17 protein-coding genes and 1 pseudogene are annotated in these 16974 nt (G+C 58.8%); 6 read left to right on the top strand and 12 right to left on the bottom strand.

Annotated elements, in window-relative coordinates; genetic code table 11:
* Positions 1-45: 45 nt before the first annotated feature.
* Entirely contained in the window at positions 46-1269 is a 1224-nt protein-coding gene (locus tag RBH10_RS23480; RefSeq protein WP_045021318.1) for an argininosuccinate synthase, read from the bottom strand.
* Between the two features lie 339 nt (positions 1270-1608).
* On the opposite strand from RBH10_RS23480, the gene RBH10_RS23475 reads away from it, so the two are divergent.
* Together RBH10_RS23475 and RBH10_RS23470 are read left to right on the top strand one after the other, a co-directional pair.
* On the top strand, positions 1609-2463 hold the full coding sequence (locus tag RBH10_RS23475; RefSeq protein ID WP_281038245.1) for an SDR family NAD(P)-dependent oxidoreductase: 855 nt from the start codon (positions 1609-1611) through the stop codon (positions 2461-2463).
* A gap of 155 nt (positions 2464-2618) precedes the next feature.
* Positions 2619-3266, top strand: a complete 648-nt coding sequence (locus RBH10_RS23470; RefSeq protein WP_045021267.1) for a LysE family translocator — start codon at positions 2619-2621, stop codon at positions 3264-3266.
* A 42-nt stretch (positions 3267-3308) separates the two neighbouring features.
* Here the strand turns inward: RBH10_RS23470 and RBH10_RS23465 are convergent, their stop codons facing one another.
* The 7 genes from RBH10_RS23465 to RBH10_RS23435 all read right to left on the bottom strand — a co-directional run bounded on the left by RBH10_RS23465 (position 3309) and on the right by RBH10_RS23435 (position 9121).
* Entirely contained in the window at positions 3309-4103 is a 795-nt protein-coding gene (locus RBH10_RS23465; protein WP_281038246.1) for an ABC transporter ATP-binding protein, read from the bottom strand.
* A complete protein-coding gene (locus RBH10_RS23460) occupies positions 4100-4981 on the bottom strand; it encodes an ABC transporter permease (protein ID WP_281038247.1) in 882 nt (293 codons plus the stop codon). The genes RBH10_RS23465 and RBH10_RS23460 overlap by 4 nt, the downstream gene beginning before the upstream one ends.
* A gap of 101 nt (positions 4982-5082) precedes the next feature.
* On the bottom strand, positions 5083-6036 hold the full coding sequence (locus RBH10_RS23455; protein WP_045021272.1) for an ABC transporter substrate-binding protein: 954 nt from the start codon (positions 6034-6036) through the stop codon (positions 5083-5085).
* A gap of 108 nt (positions 6037-6144) precedes the next feature.
* A complete protein-coding gene (gene rlmN, locus RBH10_RS23450; RefSeq protein WP_139020871.1) occupies positions 6145-7317 on the bottom strand; it encodes a 23S rRNA (adenine(2503)-C(2))-methyltransferase RlmN in 1173 nt (390 codons plus the stop codon).
* A gap of 265 nt (positions 7318-7582) precedes the next feature.
* On the bottom strand, positions 7583-8086 hold the full coding sequence (locus tag RBH10_RS23445; protein WP_045021276.1) for an invasion associated locus B family protein: 504 nt from the start codon (positions 8084-8086) through the stop codon (positions 7583-7585).
* Between the two features lie 297 nt (positions 8087-8383).
* Positions 8384-8764 (bottom strand): YkvA family protein, encoded by a 381-nt coding sequence (locus tag RBH10_RS23440; RefSeq protein WP_045021278.1) that lies wholly within the window; start codon positions 8762-8764, stop codon positions 8384-8386.
* Positions 8765-8815: 51 nt separating this feature from the next.
* Positions 8816-9121: a 4a-hydroxytetrahydrobiopterin dehydratase gene (locus tag RBH10_RS23435; RefSeq protein ID WP_045021280.1), complete on the bottom strand. Its 306-nt coding sequence runs from the start codon at positions 9119-9121 to the stop codon at positions 8816-8818.
* An 80-nt stretch (positions 9122-9201) separates the two neighbouring features.
* Here RBH10_RS23435 and RBH10_RS23430 point away from each other — a divergent pair, with 80 nt between their 5' ends.
* Positions 9202-9681, top strand: a complete 480-nt coding sequence (locus RBH10_RS23430) for a low molecular weight protein-tyrosine-phosphatase (protein ID WP_281038248.1) — start codon at positions 9202-9204, stop codon at positions 9679-9681.
* On the opposite strand, the gene thpR is transcribed toward RBH10_RS23430, so the two are convergent.
* Both thpR and RBH10_RS23420 read right to left on the bottom strand, forming a co-directional pair.
* Positions 9615-10208 (bottom strand): RNA 2',3'-cyclic phosphodiesterase, encoded by a 594-nt coding sequence (gene thpR, locus RBH10_RS23425; protein ID WP_281038249.1) that lies wholly within the window; start codon positions 10206-10208, stop codon positions 9615-9617. The genes RBH10_RS23430 and thpR overlap by 67 nt on opposite strands.
* Before the next feature lie 73 nt (positions 10209-10281).
* A pseudogene (locus RBH10_RS23420) lies at positions 10282-10926 on the bottom strand (arylesterase); the annotation flags it as partial.
* 90 nt (positions 10927-11016) lie between these two features.
* Here RBH10_RS23420 and RBH10_RS23415 point away from each other — a divergent pair.
* From RBH10_RS23415 to RBH10_RS23405, 3 genes are all read left to right on the top strand, one after another.
* Positions 11017-11727 carry an ABC transporter ATP-binding protein gene (locus tag RBH10_RS23415; RefSeq protein WP_281038251.1) on the top strand — a complete coding sequence of 237 codons (711 nt, stop codon included), beginning with the start codon at positions 11017-11019 and terminating at the stop codon, positions 11725-11727.
* A complete protein-coding gene (locus RBH10_RS23410; RefSeq protein WP_281038252.1) occupies positions 11724-14285 on the top strand; it encodes an ABC transporter permease in 2562 nt (853 codons plus the stop codon). The genes RBH10_RS23415 and RBH10_RS23410 overlap by 4 nt, the downstream gene beginning before the upstream one ends.
* 218 nt (positions 14286-14503) lie before the next feature.
* Positions 14504-15241 carry a Bax inhibitor-1/YccA family protein gene (locus RBH10_RS23405; RefSeq protein WP_045021292.1) on the top strand — a complete coding sequence of 246 codons (738 nt, stop codon included), beginning with the start codon at positions 14504-14506 and terminating at the stop codon, positions 15239-15241.
* 137 nt (positions 15242-15378) lie between these two features.
* On the opposite strand, the gene RBH10_RS23400 is transcribed toward RBH10_RS23405, so the two are convergent.
* Together RBH10_RS23400 and RBH10_RS23395 are read right to left on the bottom strand one after the other, a co-directional pair.
* Complete coding sequence (locus RBH10_RS23400; RefSeq protein WP_045021293.1) at positions 15379-15771, bottom strand: DUF2794 domain-containing protein; 393 nt, start codon at positions 15769-15771, stop codon at positions 15379-15381.
* A gap of 387 nt (positions 15772-16158) precedes the next feature.
* Positions 16159-16899 (bottom strand): thioredoxin family protein, encoded by a 741-nt coding sequence (locus RBH10_RS23395; protein ID WP_281038253.1) that lies wholly within the window; start codon positions 16897-16899, stop codon positions 16159-16161.
* Positions 16900-16974 lie beyond the last annotated feature (75 nt).

Below are 16974 nucleotides of genomic sequence, written 5' to 3'. Positions count from 1 at the left end.
AGGCGTTGCCACCTGCGGGTTTTTCTAATTCACGCTTCAGCAGAATTACTTGCCGAGATTACGCTTGGCCAGAGTGCGCAGGCGCAGGGCGTTGAGCTTGATGAAGCCCGCAGCATCCTTCTGGTCGTAAGCGCCGTGGTCGTCCTCGAACGTCACCAGTGCGTCGGAATAGAGCGACTTCGCGCTCTCACGGCCGGTTACCATGACATTGCCCTTGTAGAGCTTCAGCGTCACTTCGCCTTCCACATGTTCCTGGCTCTTGTCGATCAGGGCCTGCAGCATCTCGCGCTCGGGCGAGAACCAGAAGCCGTAATAGATGAGTTCCGCGTAACGCGGCATTAAATCGTCCTTCAGATGCGCAGCGCCGCGGTCAAGCGTGATGGACTCGATCGCACGATGTGCGGCGAGCAGGATCGTGCCGCCGGGCGTTTCGTAAACGCCGCGCGACTTCATGCCGACGAAACGGTTCTCGACCAGATCGAGACGGCCGATGCCATTTTCGCGACCGTAATTGTTGAGCGTCGCCAGAAGCGTGGCAGGCGACATTTCGACGCCGTTGATGGAGCACGCATCGCCCTTGCGGAAACCGACCTTGATGACGGTTGCCTTGTCCGGGGCCGCTTCCGGGGAAATGGTGCGCATATGCACATATTCCGGGGCTTCCTTAGCCGGGTCTTCCAGAACCTTGCCCTCGGACGAGGAATGCAGCAGGTTGGCATCAACGGAGAAAGGCGCTTCGCCCTTCTTGTCCTTGGCAACCGGGATCTGGTTCTGTTCGGCAAATTCGAGAAGATCGGTCCGGCTCTTGAACGTCCAGTCGCGCCACGGAGCGATGATCTTGATATCCGGGTTCAGCGCATAGGCCGAAAGCTCGAAACGAACCTGGTCGTTGCCCTTGCCGGTGGCGCCGTGCGCAATGGCGTCGGCGCCGGTCTTCTTGGCGATCTCGATCAGGTGCTTGGAAATCAGCGGGCGCGCGATGGAGGTGCCCAGCAGATAGACACCTTCATAAACGGCGTTGGCACGGAACATCGGGAAAACGAAATCACGCACGAACTCTTCGCGGACGTCCTCGACGAAGATTTCCTTGATGCCCAGCAGCTCGGCCTTCTTGCGCGCCGGCTCAAGCTCTTCGCCCTGGCCGAGATCGGCGGTGAAGGTCACGACCTCAGCGCCGAGTTCCGTCTGAAGCCACTTCAGGATGATCGAGGTGTCGAGGCCGCCGGAATAGGCGAGAACGACTTTCTTAACGTCTTTCGGGAGTGCCATTGTGATGTCCATCTGCATGATGACGGCATCAGAGTACCGCCATTTCCTTGGGATTTCGGCACTTTTACAGTGCAACCCGAAAACTGTGAAGCGATTTTCGGAAAAGATGCCCGACAAAACAACGAATAGGACGAAAGGGCAATAGGCATTTGCGAAAGGTCAAATCCCCGCAACAGCTCGTCATGACCGGAACGAACGGATTGTCACATGCATTATGCGGTTTCGCGCTTTAACATGGAGCGGCGCGATCGACTTGAAGACCGTGAATGAAGCCAATCAGGGTTCAGGCAACGTTGCAAACGGCTGGAAACAGCAAAAAACGACGCGAAGGGAAAACCTATGACGACCATCCACCCCGCATTCAAGGAAGATAATGTCGCTGTCATCACCGGCGCGGCCTCTGGTATCGGACTTGCCGCCGCCCGAAAATTCGCCGGTTTCGGCATGAGCGTCGTGCTCGTCGATCTCGACGGCGACAGGCTCGCCGCGGCGCACGCAGATATTCTGACCATCGCAAAGGACGGCGAGGCACAGATCGTCGCAATACCGACCGACGTATCGAAGCTCGATGAGCTGGAGGCCTTGGAGCGCGCCGTCATCCAGCGTTTCGGGCGGGTTCACGTATTGATGAACAATGCCGGCATCCAGCCGGGCAGCGCCATCTTCGGCGCACAGGCTAATTGGGAAAAAGTCATCAACGTCAACCTGATGGGCGTCGTGAATGGCAGCCGGGTGTTCGGGCAGGGCATGGTCGCCCATGGCGAGGCCTCGCTCATCATCAATACCGGCTCGAAACAGGGCATCACCACTCCGCCGGGCGATCCGGCCTACAATGTCTCCAAGGCCGGCGTCAAAGCCTTCACGGAAGCGCTTCAGCACGAGCTGCGCAATATTCCAGGCTGTGCGGTTTCCGCCCATCTTCTGATCCCCGGTTTCGTCTTCACCGGCCTGACCGCCCACGGCAGAACGGAAAAACCCGCGGGGGCATGGACCGGTGAACAGACCGTCGATTTCATGATCGAGAGCATCGCCAGGGGGGATTTCTACATTCTCTGCCCGGATGGCGAAGTGGATCGTCCGACGGACGAGAAACGCATTCTCTGGGCCGCTCAAGACATCGTCCACAACCGTCCGCCGTTGTCGCGCTGGCACACGGAATATTCCGCCGCCTTCACCACCTTCCTCAAAAACTGAATGCTCTGGGCCGCCGCGATTTGAACGTTGCGGCGGCTCCTCGCTTTTTTTGATCGGTTTCGCCTTCGCCCCGAGATATGCTCACGCGCAAAAACATTGGCAGAAACACGAATTCGCGTTAAGCAACGGCAATCTCCAGTTTTATGGGTGCCGCAATGGATTTCGTTCCGAGCCTGCCAACACTTGCCGCTTTCACCGTCGCCATTCTGCTTCTGGCGGTAACGCCCGGGCCTGACATGACGCTGTGGATCAGCCGGTCGATACGCGAGGGCCGGGCAGCGGGTTTCATGACCCTTGTGGGAACCAATCTCGGCATCACCGTGCATACGATGCTGGTCGCCTTTGGCGTCGCTGCCCTCATCGTCGCATCTCCGACAGCCTTCCTGATCCTGAAGACCGGCGGGGCTGCCTATCTGGTGTGGCTCGCCATTCAGGCGATCCGCAAGGGCTCGGATTTCGTGATGGTCAAGACCACAGGCGAAAAACCGCAATCCTCGCTGAAATCGGCGTTGCTGAACGGCATCTGGGTCAATCTCCTGAACCCGAAGGTCATCATCTTTTTCATGACCTTCCTGCCGCAATTCGTCAGCGCGTCCGATCCGCACGTCACCGGCAAGCTGATTTTCCTTGGGCTCTGGTCCATCATCGTGGCGCTTCCGATCGGCATCGGCATCGTTGTCGCCGCCGATGTCCTATCCGCCTGGCTGCAACGCAACCGAAAGGTTCTGCGCGGGCTGGACTATACGATCGCCGGCGTCTTTTCGCTTTTCGCCGTCAAGATTTTTCTCACGCAGACGCGCTGACGGACAAACAAAAAAGGCGCCCGCAGGCGCCTTTCGAATAAATCAGCCAATCAACAGCTCGTCGTCATCGAGCGTCTGGCCGCGTATCTTGCGGAACATGTCGATCAGGTCTTCGACTTCCAGATCCTTGCGGCTGTCACCGGAGACGTCGAGCACGATTTCGCCGGCATGCAGCATGATCGTGCGAGTGCCATAATCCAGTGCCTGACGCATGGAATGGGTGACCATCAGCGTCGTCAGCTTGCGCTCGGAAACCACCTTGCGGGTCAGCTCCATCACAAATTCCGCCATGCCCGGATCAAGTGCCGCCGTATGCTCGTCAAGCAGCAAGACGTCCGAGCCGGAAAGCGTCGCCATGACAAGCGAGACCGCCTGCCTTTGCCCGCCGGACAACAGGTCCATGCGGTCCTTCAGGCGATTTTCCAGACCGAGATTGAGCGAGGCGATACGTTCCTTGAAGAAATCCCGCCGGCCGCGCCCAAGCGCCGGCAACAACCCGCGTCGCTGCCCGCGAGATGCCGCAAGCGCGAGATTTTCCTCGATGGTGAGCGCGCCGCAGCTGCCTGCCAGCGGGTCCTGAAACACGCGTGCCACGCGTCCCGCCCGGCTGGCGGTCGTTTTGCGTGTGACATCGGCACCGCCAACCATCACCTTTCCGGCCGTCGGCAGGACGTCACCCGCCAGAACGCCGAGCAGCGTGGATTTACCCGCGCCGTTCGAGCCGATAACGGTAACGAAAGAACCATCCTCGATGGTAAGATCGATCTTGGCCAGCGCCTGCTTTTGCAACGGCGTGCCGCGCCCGAAGATGACCTGAATGTCGGAAAGGGAAATCACGATGTTGCTCCCCCGCGGCGCAGTCGAGGCAGGATCAGCGCGATGGCCACCAATACCGCCGTAACGAAATTGAGATCGGACGCCTTGAGACCCAGCACATCGCTCGACAAAGCGAGCTGGATGGCAAGACGATAGGCGATGGAGCCGAAAACGCAGCCGATCAGCGCAATCAGAATGCCCCGCGAGCCAAACAGCGTTTCGCCGATGATGACCGCGGCAAGCCCGACGACGATAGTGCCGACACCGGCCGTCACATCCGCAAAACCATTGGTCTGCGCAAAAAGCGCGCCGCCGAGAGCGACAAGCGCATTCGAAAGCGCCATGCCGAGATAGATCTGGTTACCGGTCTTCACACCCTGCGCCCGCGCCATCCGTGCATTCGCGCCGGTTGCCCGCATGGCAAGGCCGGCATCGCTCTCAAGGAAACGCCAGACGAGAATGACGGCGATCAATACCAGCGCACCTACGAAAAGCGGCCGCACGAGATATTCGGAAAGACCGAGACCGTAGAATGGCGAGATCATCGTATCCTGATTGAGCAATGCCACATTCGGTTTTCCCATCACCCGAAGGTTCACCGAAAACAGTGCGATCATCGTCAGGATCGACGCAAGCAGGTTGAGTATCTTGAACCGGACATTCAGCGTGGCCGTAACGATGCCGGCGCCGGCGCCGGCAACCATCGCAATCGCTGTCGCCACCCAGGCATTGAGACCAGCAATGATCATCACGGCCGCAACGGCCGCGCCGAGCGGAAACGAACCGTCCACGGTCAGATCAGGAAAATCAAGTACCCGGAAAGCGAGATAGACGCCGATCGCCACAAAGGCGAAGACCAGTCCAAGCTCCACGGCACCCCAGAAAGCGATTTGGCTCACGGTAATGTCCTTGTTATTGCCGCCACGTCGGCGGATGCGGGCATCGTTTTCGTGCCGCGCAAAGCGGGCGGCGGGTTTGCCGCCGCCCGAAGTTCGGTTGTTTAGTCGATGACCTTGGTGGCGCGCTTGGTCACGCTTTCCGGGAAGGTGACGCCGGCTTTTTCAGCGGCCTTCTTGTTGATCACCAGGTCCGTACCAACGGCAACGGTTGCCGGAATGTCGCCCGGCTTTTCACCCTTGAGGATGCGGACCACGACAGCGCCAGTCTGTTTGCCAACGTCGAAATAGTTGAAGCCGAGGGCCGCAACCGCACCGCGCGCGACGGAATCCGTATCGGCAGCGTAGAGCGGAATCTTGGCTTCGCTCGCAACACCTGCTGCCGCCTCGAAAGCGGAGACGATGGTGTTGTCGGTCGGCACGTAGATCACGTCAGCCTTGCCGACCAGCGCGCGCGTTGCGCCCTGAACTTCAGCGGACTTGGTAGCGACGGATTCAACGACCTTCAGACCTGCCTTTTCGGCTTCAGCCTTCAGCGCTGCAAGCGTCGAGACGGAGTTGGCTTCGGCGGAGTTGTAGATGAAGCCGACGGACTTGGCGTTCGGCGAGATTTCCTTGATCAGCGCCAGATGTTCGCCGACCGGCAGCATGTCGGAAAGGCCGGTCACGTTGCGGCCGGGCTTTTCCATGCTCTTGACGAGCTGTGCGCCAACCGGATCGGAAACTGCCGTGAAGACGACCGGAATATCACGCGTGGCCGCAACGACGGCCTGAGCTGATGGCGTGGAGATCGGCACGATGACGTTCGGAGCTTCGCCCACGAACTGACGCGCGATCTGTGCTGCGGTACCGGGATTGCCCTGCGCGGACTCGTAGAGGAACTTGAGGTTCTCGCCTTCCTTGTAACCGGCCTCAGCAAGAGCCGCCTTGACGCCATCCCGTGCAGCGTCGAGCGCCGGATGTTCAACAATGGCGGTGACAGCGACGGTAACGGTTTCGGCCTTGGCCGGCAGAACGAGGGCGCTCGCGGCTGCGAGCGCCAGAATGAATGCACGCATAGGTATCCTCCAGTTGGTTTCTTATTGCCGTCTTATTAGAAACAAGACCGCCCGAAATCAATCAAAGAACCGCAACGAAGCAAGCTTTCTGCCGCAATTGGCGTCGATTCAGTCGTCCGCACCGTGGTTGGCGATCATCATCGCCTCGAAAGCCAGCCTTTCGGTCTTGCGCATGCGCTCGGATTCCGACTTCAGCTGACCGCAGGCGGCAAGAATATCGCGGCCGCGCGGGGTGCGGATCGGCGAGGCATAACCCGCCTGATTGATGAAATCTGCGAATTTCTCGATCTGCGCCCATTCGGAGCACTGGTAGTTCGTGCCCGGCCACGGGTTGAACGGAATGAGGTTGATCTTGGCCGGAACGCCCCTCAGAAGCTGCACCAGCATCTTGGCGTCTTCCAGGCTGTCGTTCACATCCTTCAGCATCACATATTCGAAGGTGATGCGGCGGGCGTTGGAGACACCAGGATAATTACGGCAGGCCTCGATCAGCTCCTTCAGCGGATATTTCTTGTTGATCGGCACCAGCATGTCGCGCAGATCGTCACGCACCGCATGCAGCGAAATCGCCAGCATGACGCCGATCTCATCGCCCGTGCGGAAGATTTCCGGTACGACGCCGGAGGTGGACAGGGTCACGCGGCGCTTGGAGAGCGATAGGCCATCGCCATCGGTGGCGATCAGAAGTGCCGTCTTCACATGCTCGAAATTGTAGAGCGGTTCGCCCATACCCATCATCACGATGTTGGAAACCTTGCGGCCTTCGTTCGGCACGTAAGCACCAACCGGCGTCGAACCATCGGGAAAATCGCCGAGCCGGTCGCGGGCAAGCAGAAGCTGGGCGAGAATTTCCTCGGCCGTCAGGTTGCGCACCAGACGCTGGGTGCCGGTGTGACAGAAGGAACAGGTCAGCGAACAGCCGACCTGGCTCGAGATGCACAACGTGCCGCGCCCCTCTTCGGGAATATAGACCGTCTCGATCTCGACGGGACGCCCCGCTCCGCGCGGCGGAAAACGCATCAGCCATTTGCGGGTACCGTCATTGGAGATCTGCTCCTCGACGATTTCCGGGCGGGCGATGGTGAAGGCGGCCTTCAGCTTTTCCCGAAGCTCCTTGGCAACATTGTTCATGTTGTCAAAATCCGAGACGCCGCGCACATAAAGCCAGTTCCACAACTGGCTGACGCGCATCTTCAGCTGCTTCTGCGGCACGCCGATCTCGGCCAGCGCCTCGCCCATTTCCTCACGCGTCAAACCAATCAGCGATGGCTTGCCGGACATGAGATCGCTATTGGCGATCAGGGAGTTTTGACTGCCAGACCGGCAGGGGCATGCAATACGGACATCACGCTATCCCATCATCCAATGCATCGCACGACCAGCCCTTCGGAAAGGCGGAAAATCGTCTGCATGTCGAGAAAATCAAAGGCGGAGCACTTTTCGCGCGTCCGCCTGTCAATGTTGCCGCGCCTTTAGCATCAAACAAGCAAAAATGCAAATGGCCGGTCGATGACCGGCCATTCACAAAGCTGACAAAGCGTCAGGATTACTTGCAGCTCTCGATCTGCTTGAAAGCAGCCGAAATACCCGACAGCGAATAGGAATAGGAGGTCGCGGTGCCGCGACCGGAAACCGCCTTGACCGTCATCGACTTGCCGCCCTTCATCGCGGCCACGAGAGCGGGTTCCTCAGCGGCATTTTCAACCCAGGCAGCCTTGTCCTTGGTGAACATCACGAAGTTCTTGTTGTCGATCGTGACGTTGACCTTGGAGCCCTGCTTCAGCGTGTAACCAACCATGGCCTGCGGCTCGTAGGAAATATTCTGGCCGGGGCGCTGCGACACGATGAAGAAGATATCGCCGTGATCGACGCTCGCCGGTTCCTTGGAGGTCGGAATGGAAAGAACGTAGCAGACGGTGCTGTTACCCGATTTGTACGAATAGGCGCCCCATGCATTGAACTGCTGGATACGCGTGGGCGACTGTGCAGATGCTACGCCGACGCTGGTCAGCAAAATGGCCACTGCGGTTGCTACACTTCTTACAAACATAGAATTTCCTGCCGGGTTATTGTCTTCCATTAGCCCGAAGCAGCGGCGGGCTCCATTTTCTGGATCGGCCACGTTCAGGTGCGGATCGTCTTTTCTCATTGTGGTCAGGAAGCGGTTACCAAACCGTCAACAACACGCATAAAATGCCGAAAACGTCTTGCAGTGTTACAGATCGGCTACGCCCGCACCCTGAGAAGAAAGGCGTGGCACGCCCTTCCCGTCATGTCTATGACACACAAATTCAGGCAACAATTTGTCGCCTGCCCGGCTCCGAAGAGCCTCCTCATCACAGACGTGTTATTCGGCCTCCTGCTGCCGTTTCAGCATGGCATCCGCCGCATCGTAATGTTCCATCTTGATATGGGCGCGGATCATTGCAAACGCCGCCGTCATGACAGCGATATCGTCGGTGAAGCCGACGACCGCCAGCATGTCCGGTATGGCATCCAGCGGCATAATGAAGTAGGCGAGCGCGGCCAGAATGATGCCCTTGGCACGCAGCGGCGTATCCCGGTCGATCGCGCAATAATAGGCCGCTGCCGCATCGCGCGCGAAGGGCACCTTGGTCATCACACGCTTCAGCTTTGGCCAGAATTTGGCGCGCACGACGCGTTCGCGTTCACCCTGGCTCCCGGTTTCCCCGGGCAAAAGAATTTCACCGATTTTCACATCATCCATGATCGACGGTCCTCCGGTCACGGCTATTATATGGGACTTAAAGCCCGCTGTTCAATTCCCACGGCCCGTCGCCGCCTTCTGCATGGCCTCGGCCAGAAGAAAATCCCGCTCGGTCACGCCCTGCGAATCGTGGGTCGTAAGGCAGACCCTGACCCGCGAATAGACGTTGGACCATTCGGGATGATGATTGAGCCTTTCCGCCACGAGAGCGGACTCGGCCATGAAACCGAAAGCCTCCGCAAAACTCGCAAACTTGAAGGACCGGACGATTGCCGCCCCGTCCTCGCGCAGGGACCAGCCTTCGAGTTTTAAAAGCGCCTGCCGGACGGCTTCCGGTTCAAGTCTGGGATATTTCATGCATCTTGCCTCCGCTTGACATGCGATCCGCTGTTTCGGACAAACATTAACGCCTCAACGACCGGATCGACGCATATTTCATGAAACATACAGCCGTTCTTTTTGTCTGCATGGGCAATATCTGCCGCTCACCGCTTGCCGAAGGCATTTTGACAAACCTTGCCGAAAGCGAAGGCCTATCCCGCCAACTCACCGTCGATTCCGCCGGCACCGGCGGCTGGCACACCGGCACCGCCCCGGACCGCAGATCCATCGCGATAGCCCACAAACACGGCATCGATATTTCCCGGCAGCGCGCGCGGCAGGTCAGCCAGGCCGATTTCGAAACCTTCGATCTCATCTTTGCCATGGACGGCAGCAATCTGGCGAAGCTGCTTCAAAAGGCACCCGAAAACCAGAGGCACAAAATCCACCTGTTTCTGGACTATGCTTCGGGACGCCATGAAAGCGTCCCCGATCCCTATTTCGGTGGCGAGGACGGCTTTGTGGCCGTCTACAACATGCTTTTGGCGGGATGCAGCTCGTTGCTCGAAAAGATGGAGCTGGACCGCGCCTCGTGAAGCGGAAACACCTCTTCCACGATGTAAGGCCCACCGCCCACCGATTCCTTCGACGACATCAGCACAAAACGACCGACCGTGAAGGGCGAAGTGCGGAAATTGCCGCGTCCGGAGAGATAGTGCACCACATCGTCCAGACGAGAGGAGCGCAGCCGCGCCAACGTCACATGCGGCATGAATTTGCGCGGATCCGGCGGGAGACCGATCCTCTGGCAAATTCTTTCGACCTCCGCCTGAAGCGCATGCATTTCCGGCGAGGGGGAAACCCCTGCCCAGATGGAATGCGGTTTCTTGGAGCCGAAGGAACCCATACCGTTGAGATTGAGCTGGAATTCCGGCCTCTCGATCCGGTCCAGCCTATCAACGACCTCATCGGCGGTTCTCCCGTCGATATCGCCGATAAAACGCAGGGTTATGTGATAATTCTCCACATCGATCCACCGGGCTCCCGGCAGACCACCGCGCAACAATGAAAGGCTCATAGCCGCATTGCGCGGAATTTCGAGGGCGATAAACAGTCTCGGCATGGCGAGCTCCCCGAATCTCTTGGCAGAACAAGCATAGCGAATCACGCAATGCAGACGGGCGCAAGTGCTTATTTTTTTGCGCACCGATTGTCTTGATGAAGCTTTCAACAGCCGGCAAAGATTTCTCCACCATCATGGCAACTCCCTGCGTATTGGGGTGCATCTTGTCGTCCAGCTTCAGCTTATCATCCGTCACCACGCCATCCAGAAAGAACGGATAAAGCGCCAGGTTGTACTTTTCCGCAAGCTGCGGATAGATCGGATTGAAGCGCTTGGCATAATCTTCGCCCATATTCGGCGGCGCCATAATGCCGACCAGCAAGACGGCTATGTTGCGTTTCTGAAAACCGGAAATGATGGCATCGAGGTTCTTTTCCGTCTGTTCCGGCGCGATACCACGCAGCGCATCATTGGCGCCGAGTTCCAGAATGACCCCGTCGGTACCATCAGGAACCGACCATTCCGCCCGCGCCAGACCGCCGGAGGAGGTATCGCCGGACACGCCGGCATTGGTGACGACAACATTGATGCCTTTCGCCTTTAATGCAGCTTCAAGCTGTGCAGTGTAGCTGTCATTGGGGGGCAGCTGGTACCCGGCCATGAGGCTGTCGCCGAGGCCGACCAGTTGCAATGTCCGCTCCTGAGCCACGGCCACCGAGGCGGAAAAGGCAGCGGCGAAAATGACGATGAAGTGAAACAGGGCAGCTTTAAATCTCATCTCGGCTTTCCTAACTTGGTTCGCATTGTCTGAAATACCGACCGCATCGACACCGCCAGACTGTTTTCATCATATATAGGAACGAGAATTGTGACGAAAAGCATCATAGAGCTGAAGAAAGCCGACCTCACGCTCGGCAACGCCGCCGCCTCCGTTCACGTTCTCAAGAACATCGATCTTGCCATCGGCGAAAGCGAGGCGGTCGGCATTGTCGGCCCTTCCGGCTCGGGAAAATCGACGCTTCTGATGGTGCTTGCCGGCCTCGAGAGGCTCGATAGCGGCGAGATCGTCATAGCGGGAACGGAATTGCACAAGCTCGGAGAGGATGCTCTCGCGGATTTTCGCGGCAAGAATATCGGCATCGTTTTCCAGTCCTTCCACCTGATCGCCAATATGACGGCGCTGGAAAACGTCGCCGTTCCGCTGGAACTGGCCAACGTACCGAACCCCTTCGAGATCGCCACCCGCGAACTCGTCGCCGTCGGTCTTGGCGAACGCCTCAATCATTATCCCGGCCAGCTCTCCGGCGGTGAACAGCAACGTGTCGCGATCGCCCGTGCGCTTGCACCCTCACCCGCCGTGCTGATCGCCGATGAACCAACCGGCAATCTCGATACCGACACCGGCAGGCAGATCGCTGATCTTCTTTTTGCGAAACAGGCCGAACGCGGCATGACGATGATCCTCGTCACCCATGATCCGTCACTGGCCGCCCGCTGCTCGCGGCAGATCAAGGTCCGCTCCGGTGAAATTGAGGGGGACAGCGCCACTGCCCATATAGCCCGGGCGGTATCGGCATGATCGGCTCCATTCTTCCGTCTCTTGCCAATATCAGGAATGCATCGAGGCTCGCGCGGCGCGAAATTCGCGGCGGGCTGCGGGGCTTTTACATTTTCCTCGCCTGCATCGCGCTTGGAACCGGCGCCATCGCTGCCGTCAATTCCGTGTCCCGCGCTGTCACCAGCGCCATTGCTACGGAAGGCCAGTCCATTCTGGCGGGCGATGTACGTTTCGAACTGCGCAACAGGGAGGCGACGCAAGAAGAGCGAGCCTATCTCGACGGCCTCGGCAAGATCGCGGTTTCCACCGGGCTGCGCTCCATGGCCCGCCTCGCCGACGGCTCCGAACAGACCCTGACGGAAGTGAAAGCCGTCGACGGCTTCTATCCGCTCTATGGCACCTTCTTGGCAGATCCCAACCGGCCGCTGACCGAACTGCTGACTGGATCCGGCGACACCTACGGCGCCATTGCAGCACCGCTGTTGCTGGAACGGCTCGGCGTCAAGGTCGGCGATGAAATCCTGCTCGGCAATGTGAAGCTGAAACTGACCGGCACCGTGGTTGACGAACCGGATGCGCTGTCCGACGGTTTCGGTTTTGCCCCAAGGCTGATGGTCAGCCGCGACGCTCTATTCGCCTCGGGTCTCGTTCAGAACGGAAGTCTGGTCGAACACGCCTACAAGATCAGGCTGAACGATCCTTCGGCACGGGCAACGATGACCGATGCGGCCAACAAGGCATTTCCCGATGCCGGCTGGTCCATCCGCACCAGTGACCGAGCGGCTCCCTCGCTCACCGAAAACGTCAACCGCTTCTCGCAATTCTTAACGCTGGTAGGCCTGACCGCCCTCATCGTTGGCGGCGTTGGTGTTGCGAACGCCGTTCGCGCCTTTCTCGATTCCAAGCGCACCACGATCGCCTCGCTGAAATGCCTGGGCGCACCGGCTTCCGTGGTCACCATGACCTATCTGTTCCAGATCGCCTTCATCGCCGTCGTCGGCATCGTCATCGGCCTTGCGGTTGGCGCCATCGCCCCGCTGATCGCCATGCGGTTTCTGGAGGGCGTGCTTCCGGTGCCGAAAGAGCTTGCCTTCTACCCCGCAGCGCTTGGTCTTGCCGCGCTGTTCGGCCTTTTGACGACGCTTGCCTTCGCCATCGTGCCTCTCGGTCAGGCGCGTGAGGTTCCGGCAACCGCGCTATTCCGCGAGCAGGGCTTCGAAGAAGGCAGCTGGCCCTCCTGGCCCTATCTCGCTGCAACAGCTTTGCTTTTGGCTGCACTGGCCGTTCTCGCCATCTTTTCGGCAGAAGACCGTTTCATCGCCTCGGTTTTCCTTGCCGCCATCGCTTTTGCCTTCGTGGTACTGCGGCTCGTCGCATCGGGCGTCAAGGCCATCGCCAAACGTAGTCCGCGCGTTCATTCCGCCGCACTTCGGCTGGCGATCGGCAATATTCACCGGCCGGGCGCGCTCACACCTTCGGTCGTTCTTTCGCTCGGCCTTGGCCTGACCCTGCTCGTGACGCTGACGCTGATCGACGGCAATCTACGTCGCGAACTGACCGACAGCCTGCCTGAACGAGCACCGAATTTCTTTTTCGTGGATATTCAGGGCAGTGAGCTGCAGGGCTTCCGTGATCTTCTCAAACAGGAAGCACCTGGGGGCACGCTGACCGAGGTGCCGATGCTGCGCGGGCGCATTCTGGCGCTCAACGGTGAGGACGTGGCGAAGAAGGAGGTGCCACCATCCGGGCGCTGGCTGCTGCGCGGCGACCGGGGCATAACCTATTCGCAGGATGTTCCCGAAAACGCGACGCTGACGGAAGGAGCATGGTGGGGACAGGATTACAGCGGCGAGCCGCTGGTATCCTTCGCCGCGAAAGAGGCACAGGATCTGGGCCTGAAGATCGGCGACACCGTCACCGTCAACGTGCTCGGCCGCAGCATCACGGCGAAGATCGCCAATCTGCGCAATGTCGAATGGGAATCGCTGTCGATCAATTTCGTCATGGTGTTTTCGCCAAATACCTTCCGCGGAGCACCGCACGCCTGGCTGGCCACACTCGCCGATCCTTCCGCATCCGCAAGCGAGGAAGGCCAGATATTGCGCGCCGTCACCAACGCCTACCCGACGATAACAAGCGTGCGCGTGAAAGATGCGCTCGATGTCGTCAACCGGCTGGTCGGCCAGCTTGCCACCGCCATCCGCGCTGCCGCCGCCGTTGCCCTGATAGCCTCCGTCCTCGTTCTCGCCGGCGCGCTTGCCGCTGGAAACCGCGCCCGCACCCACGACGCGGTCATCCTGAAAACGCTGGGCGGCACGCGAAGCCTGCTCATCCGCGCCTTTTCCTACGAGTATATGATGCTTGGTCTCGCCACCGCCGTTTTCGCACTTTTCGCCGGCGGCGTTTCCGCATGGTTCGTGATTTCCCGCATCATGAAGCTGCCCTCCAGTTTCCTGCCGGATGTGGCGATTGGCACGGTCATCGTCGCCCTCGTCATGACGGTGAGTATCGGCCTCATCGGCACCTGGCGTATTCTAGGCCAGAAGGCCGCTCCGGTTTTGCGGCAGGCGGGTGAATAATCTTCGGTTGTGCGCTGCTTAACTTTAACGATTAATTCTTTGTAATGATCGCCGAAACGTGAGCGCTTTTCGCGCATATGGTGTCTTTTCAGCAGCAAAAGGCCTTGTATCGGACACGTTCTGCCATCATATTCTTGGGCAGGCTTGCTGAAGCTCCGCAGCGGCGCCCGGGAGGTATCCCGACACCGTAGCAATTACGGAGCTCAAAAGAGGAAACAATGGCTGACTTCAATAACTACCAGAACCGCATGGCGCAGACCCGTGCACAGACTGGTGCGATGATCGATGAAGGTCTTCGCGCCTACATGCTCAAGGTTTACAACCTGATGGCGCTGGCTCTGGTCATCACCGGCGTTGCTGCGTTTGCGACCTTTACGCTCGCGACCACCAACCCGGCTTTCGCCCAGTTGCTCTATGCGTCGCCGCTGCGCTGGGTCGTCATGCTCGCACCGCTCGGACTGGTGTTCTTTCTTAGCTTCCGTATCCAGAACATGAGCGTTTCCGCCGCCCAGATGACCTTCTGGGTCTATGCGGCGCTGATGGGTGTGTCTCTGTCCTCGATCTTTCTGGTCTATACCGGCCAGAGCGTCGTACAGACCTTCTTCGTGACCGCTGCCTCGTTCGGCGCGCTCTCGCTTTACGGTTACACGACGAAGAAGAACCTCTCCGGTCTTGGCTCGTTCCTGATCATGGGTCTGTTCGGCCTCATCATCGCGTCCATCGTCAACATTTTCCTCGCCTCTTCCGCGCTGCAGTTCGCAATCTCCGCAATCGGCGTGCTGATCTTCGCAGGCCTGACCGCCTACGACACGCAGAAGATCAAGGAAATGTATTTCGATGGCGACGAAGTTGCCGTGGCCGGCCGCAAGGCGATCATGGGTGCGCTGACGCTCTATCTCGACTTCATCAACCTGTTCATGTTCCTCCTGCAGTTCATGGGTAACCGTGACAAGTAAGGGCAGGAGCCCGACAGGCAAATACGCAAAAGGCGGCCCTTCGGCCGCCTTTTTTATTGACCAACATTCGAAACCTGATCGCCTCTCGGCCCGCTCGCCCACATCCCACGGCAACGGGTAACCCGCCCCTCTGAAGCTCACTCGATCAGCTTCAGGACCTTGTCGAAGACCTTCAGAACCTGCGGCAGTTCGTGGCCGCGCTTGAGAATGCGGCCATCCGTATTCACCACGCAAAAGGCGCCCTGTTTCGCAGCCAGCTTGGGGTTCTTCTCGATCCTGTAGAGCGGCATTTCGCCCGAGCGTTTAAAGACTGAAAATACCGCCTTTTCCCTCAGGTGGTCGATGGCGTAATCGCGCCACTCGCCCTCTCCCACCATGCGGCCATAGATGCGCAAAATCGCATCCAGCTCGCGCCGGTGAAAGGTGATTGGCAGAGGGTCTTTGTCTTTTTTGTATTCGCGGAGATCGACAACGGTGGAACTGTCGCGTGAAGCGGTCTGCACCTGCTGCACATCCGGTTGATCGGTCATCCAATACCTCCGATTCCACCCAAGTCTTCCAATTAATGTGAGCCGGAGAAGACAAAATTGCAAGCCTCGCAAGGCCCTTGAGCGCGAGATCTGGATTTTGGCGGAGGGTTTGGCGGCCTTTAAACCTGGCGGCTGCGGCGCAGAATAACACCCGTCAACGCCCCTGCAGACGCTGCCTGCGATAAAAGCAGGGGTAAAAAATGGTAACCATTTAGGCAGCCGTTTTAGCATGGCCTGCCGTATTTCGGTCAAACCATGGCCCGAATTGGGTGGAATAGTCCTATTGTCAATTGATGCCTAGGCACCAAGATGACCCGGTCCGGTGCATTGACCCTTTACCCCCAGCCCCCAATGCCCGGATCGGATCTTCCATCGCCAGTGAGGCGATTAGGGCGTGTCATTCCCCAGTAAAATACTTGCGCCGACGATTGCCGCCGGATCGCCGCTGGCATTGGCCGTCTGCAACAGCACGGCGCAGCCGCCCTTTTTCACCTTTGCCACCACGCTCGCCGGAAGCTTCACGGTCATCGGTGAACCATCCCACATGCCGACAGTCTGCACGTCATAGACGCTGTGCCAGTAGGACATTTTTTTCCCCTGGTTATCGCCCTTCTGCACATCCACCGTCTGTTCGCGCGTGAAATAGGCAACCACGACGTCGGCCCTGCCGTTGCCGGCGCCGATATCGATCTCTACCTCGTTTCCGGCAAACTTCGACGAGACCGGCACGTTCAGCCCCTGCCCCTCGCGCTTGAAAGCATCGAGCCTGTCGTAGATGCCGCGCACATCGGCGCCCTTGACGTGATCGCGACCGTTCAGGATGGCTTGCGGCGTATAGACCCCGTTACGGCCGAGAGCGCGCATGTAACCATATTGCCGTTCGGTATTTTCCTTCGATGCTAGCGAATCCGTCCAGCCCAGATAATTCCAGTAGTCGACATGGTAAGAGAGACCGACGACATCGCCCTTCTGGATCATCTTGCGGAGCGCCTCGTCCGCCGGCGGGCAGGACGCGCATCCCTGCGACGTAAACAACTCGACAACGCCCTTCACAGCCTCCTGCGCATGCGCGGATGTGACGAGGAGCGTGCCGAGAAGACATATCGACAGGGGCAATTTCAGCGGCATTACAAGAACCTTTGTCCAGACCAGATATCCGGACGAATTGATGCGATCAACCCAACCGGATGCAATCCGGAAAAT

The sequence above is a fragment of the Rhizobium sp. AN73 genome (assembly GCF_030757975.1).
Classification (GTDB): domain Bacteria; phylum Pseudomonadota; class Alphaproteobacteria; order Rhizobiales; family Rhizobiaceae; genus Agrobacterium; species Agrobacterium arsenijevicii.
This window is presented reverse-complemented; position numbering and strand designations above follow the sequence as displayed.